General features: G+C 38.7%; 2 protein-coding genes. Both read left to right on the top strand.

All coding sequences use genetic code 11. The annotated features are described in order from the left end of the window. Nucleotides 1-4,441, top strand: a 4,441-nt coding sequence (locus tag ON09_RS24575; RefSeq protein WP_010603342.1) for a beta strand repeat-containing protein, incomplete at its 5' end; no start/stop codon positions are given. A gap of 7 nt (nt 4,442-4,448) precedes the next feature. Further along, a partial coding sequence (locus tag ON09_RS22595) for a hypothetical protein (RefSeq protein WP_010603341.1) occupies nt 4,449-4,873 on the top strand: 425 nt, incomplete at its 3' end.

The following is a 4,873-nucleotide window of genomic DNA, read 5'->3' as shown; positions in this document are numbered from 1 at the left end:
CGGAAAGCAAACAATCATCAATGTTCCGGCTGATGTAATTTCAAATTTTCAAAACATTGCAAATGATAATTCGGTAAGAACGATTATCGAAAATATTGTTAAAAATACTGGAGGGAATGTTTTTTATGATGGAGCAAATTTCACTTATGTTGATAACAGTGGGGTTAAACAAACCATAAATATTTCACAAATTGTAAAAGCAAACGAAACCAAAACCACTTTAACTTACGACAATACTAAAAACGAACTGACTTATACAGGTGAGGACGGTGTTGCGAAACTAATTGATTTGAACGATGGTGCTTTGGCTTACGACAAAACCACCAATACGTTAAGTTATACAGATGGCAAAGGTGTGGTAACCGCATTGCCTTTAAATACTACTGCTTTGGTTTACGATAAAGCAAGCAATGCTTTAACTTATACGGATTCAAAAGGTGCGCAAACAACAATCGCGATCAAAGATTTAGTTGCAGCGAACGAAACCAAAACCACTTTAACTTACGATAATACTAAAAACGAACTGACCTATACAGGTGAGGACGGTGTTTCGAAACTGATCGACTTGAACGATGGTGCTTTGGCTTATGACAAAACCACCAACACTTTAAATTATACAGATGGCAAAGGTATGGTAACGGCATTGCCATTAAATACTACTGCTTTGGTTTATGATAAAGCAAGCAATGCTTTAACTTATACAGATTCAAAAGGTGCACAAACAACAATCGCCATTAAAGATTTAGTGGAAGCCAATCAATTAACTTCCAGTGTTGTGGAAGGCGTTACGACAAGTGTGACTTCTGCTGCAAGTGCGGCTAATGCTAAAAATACGGAATATAAAGTGGAGGTGAAAGATTTAGCGATTACAACTGCTAAGCTAGCCAACAACGCAATCACTACTGATAAAGTTGCTGAGAAGGCGATCACTTCTACAAAATTAGATGCCGGAGCAGGAAGTGTTGGAAGAGTAGGGGTTGCTGATGCAAATGGTGTGGTAACTTATCAAAACTTAAGCCCCGCTACTTTGATAGGTAAAAAAGACATCACAACTGATGGAATTATCAGCGTAAACAACGCAAACTCACTAATTGGTGCAGTTTTAGAAACAACTGACCTTAAAATCAATGATAATTCGATTACAACCAAAAAAATCAATGCTCCAGCAGGAACCAATAAGTTAGTTCTTGGTTACGACGGTGCTGGAAATGTAATCTGGTCTACAGTTGATGGAATTGCCGGAAGTACTACAGTAAGTAATAACATCACAGGTACCGCTTTAACCACTACGGTAAATGGTACAACCGGTGATGCAGTTGATCTAAAAGATGCTATTCAATTAGGACAAAAAACTTCGGTAGTAGCAGCCGGTACAGGTACAATAGTTACACCATCAACTACTGGTAATGTAACCACCTATACTGTTGCGGCAGATTTGGCAAACATTACTTTAGCTGGAGATGTAACTGGAGCTGCAAATGCAACGAAAGTTGAAAAGTTACAAGGTACGCCAGTGAGTGCAACTGCTCCGGCGGTTAATCAGGTATTAACATTTGAAAATGGAGCCTGGGTAGGTAAAAAACCTACTGTAGGAGCTGCCGATGTTTTAAATGCTGGTAATCTAACATCTGATCAAATCACATTTGCTGATGGTAATGGTGCGACTTTGAAAAACGTGTTGGCTACGGTGAAAGCTAAATCAATTACGGCATCAATGTTAAATTCTGATGGCGCCACTGCTGGTCAGTTGGCAACTGCTGATGGAACAGGAGGGGTAACTTATAAAACATTTGATGCAACATCTCTAGCGAATAAAAAAGCAATTACAGGTGATGGAATCACGGTTAATAGTCCGGCGGGTGATGGAACAGATGCTGTTTTAAAAGATGTAAAATTAGGTATCGCAGATAATGCGATTACAACTGCTAAAATTGCTAACGACGCTGTTGAAACATCAGATATTAAAGATAAAAATGTAACTGCTGCTAAATTAACCGCTGGTACAAGTACGGTTGTAAATAGAGTAGCTACTGCTGATGCAGCAGGAAATGTAACCTATACAGATTTAACTACTTTAGTAACTGGAGCAGAAACTAAATTAGTTAACGGAACAAATACAACCGTTACAGGATCGGGCACAACTGCTGATCAATACAAAGTAAATGTTGCTACTGCGAATGGTACTGCTTTAGGAGTTGTAAAACAGGGTAATGGTTCAGTAGTAGTAGCTGCTGATGGCGGACTTTCAGTTGATGCTGCTGCAATTACAACTGGTAAAGCATTAAGCTCAACCGATTTATTATTATCTGCAAATGCTGGTACTTCGTTATTGAAAGATGTAACCATCAACATTAAAGATAAAGCGGTTACTGCAACCAAATTAGGTGCAGCAACTGATGGAACGGATGCCAACAAAGTGGCTACAGCAGACGCCGCAGGTAATGTGACTTATAAAGCTATTACTGATGCGAGCATAGTAAGTGCCAAGAAAATTACCGGAAGTGACATTAATGTTTTAGGTGGTGATGGAGCAACTTTGAAAGATGTAAGTCTTTCTATCAAACAAGGTACAGCCGGGCAAATTTTAACTACCAATGCCGCTGGAACAGCCACGGAATGGGTTAATAAAGCTGATGCAACTTCAGTAAGCAATACTTCTTCTGGCAATAGCCTAACTACGACAGTAAATGGTAAAACCGGAACTGCAGTAAATATTATTAATACTAATGCTTTAACGTTAGATGCTGACAAAAAATTAGTAAGTGCAGTTAATGGAATTGCAACTACACCAGCTTTGGACTTAACGCCAGCTATTGCTGCGGCTCAGAAAACAAGTTCGGTAGTGAATGGAACGACTACAACTGTTACTTCAACTATAGCTGGAAACAATACCGCTTATAAAGTAGAAGTAACCGATGCAGCAATTCAGGCTGGCCAAAATACAACTTCATTATCTAATGGTTCGAATACAACAGTTACCTCAACTACAAGTGGAAAAAATACCAATTATGTTGTGAATACTAATGTGGCTAGTACATCAGTAACTGGTGCTGTAAAACCAGGCGCAGGTTTAGCAATTGATGGAACAGGAACTTTAACTGTTAATGCATCTACCATCACAACTGGCCAGGATGTTACCACTGGTAGCGATAAGATAAAATTGGGTGGAACACCAATAGGCGCTGCATTAAAAGCATTTTCTGTTGATGTAGACGAGACCAAATTAAACCTAAATGCCAATCAAATCAAAGGTGGCACAGCTGGACAAGTGATGGTGGTTGGTACAGGAAATGTAGGCTCATGGGTAGATAAATCAACTCTTGTTCCTGCAACTGTTGTAAGCAATACCTCAACAGGAAATAGCTTATCAACAACTGTTAATGGAGTTAACGGAACTGGTGTGAACATTATTAATTCAAATGCCTTAACACTTGATGGTACTAATAAATTAGTAGGTACTGTTAATGGTCAAGCTACTACAGCGTTAGATTTAACACCAGCTATACAGGCTGCCCAAAAAACGACAACAGTAGTTGCCGGTACAAATGTTACTGTTTCACCAACTACTCCAGCTGCAACTGGAAATACTGCGTATACTGTAAATGTTGCCACAGCAAATGGTACAGCTCCAGGAGTGGTGAAACAAGGTAATGGTTCTGTAGTGGTAGCTACAGATGGTGCGCTTTCCGTAGATGCTGCTGCGATCACCACTGGACAAAACGTTACTTCTACAAACAAAATAATTTTAACTGGTACACCTACAGGTGCCGCATTAAAACCATTTAATATTGATGTTGACGAAACGAAGTTGAATTTACAAAACATGGCAGGCAAGGTGACTAACAATCAAATCTCCACTGGTACGACTGGTCAGGTTTTAATTACAAATGCTGCTGGAACTACGCAATGGGTTGATCAATCTACATTAGGAGACAATACAACTGCGAGTAATGGTTTAACCAAAACTGCTAATAATATTCAATTGGGTGGTGCTTTAACTACACCAACAGCCATCGCCACCACTGGAACCAATACCCTTGCAATTTCAGGTTTACCTACTACAGGAACAACAACTGATAAAATTGTAGTGGCCGACCCAGCAAGTGGTGTTTTAAAACTGGCGAACGCTGCTATGCCTAAATGGTTCTATATGCCCTCGATTGTGTTAGATGTGGCAACGATCGGCACAGGGAAAACTGTCAACCTGTACAATCTTTACAAATCACAATTCGAAAGTGTACCAGGCACAATGAATAGTACAGGAGTACAGAAAAGCATCCCATTCTTGTTAAATCCTACAGATTTGGAGTACTATGTCACCTATGTTGATGCTGCTGTAATTACGGTTACATCAGTTAATGCTAACGGAGAAATGACTTATAATGTAACAGGTAAAGCTAAAACAACATCGTTTGCTAACATTGTTTTCGTAGTTAAATAATCAGGACATGAAAAGATCAATTCAAATCATATTGGTAATGTGTTTGTGCTTCGTAATCAAAGCGCAAGCGCAGATTACCATCATGGATACATTCAGCAATAAGATTAAGCGTCTTTCACTAAAAGAACGTGAAGAATTAGACAAATTGTTGTTTGGACCGATATCACGTATGCAACTCAATGAAACTGGCAAGCCTACATTTCTATGGGCAGAGGAGGGTAGTGTAAAAGGTGTAGAACTAACTAATGATCTGACAAATCAACTAAAAGATACAAATTTTTCAACCCAATTAAAGTATGTTGAAGTAATCTCTATCAAATGGGAAAAAGATAAAAATCTTATACTTAATGAAGATCATTTAAACCAATTAAAAAGTCTGAAATATATTTTGATAAAAAGTTATGATTCGGTGAATATTGAAAGTGTGTACGT

Origin of the sequence: Pedobacter agri PB92 (assembly GCF_000258495.1) — a bacterium.
Classification (GTDB): Bacteria; Bacteroidota; Bacteroidia; order Sphingobacteriales; family Sphingobacteriaceae; genus Pedobacter; species Pedobacter agri.
The sequence above is the reverse complement of the archived record's forward strand: the minus strand, read 5'-3'. Positions and strand labels throughout refer to the sequence as shown.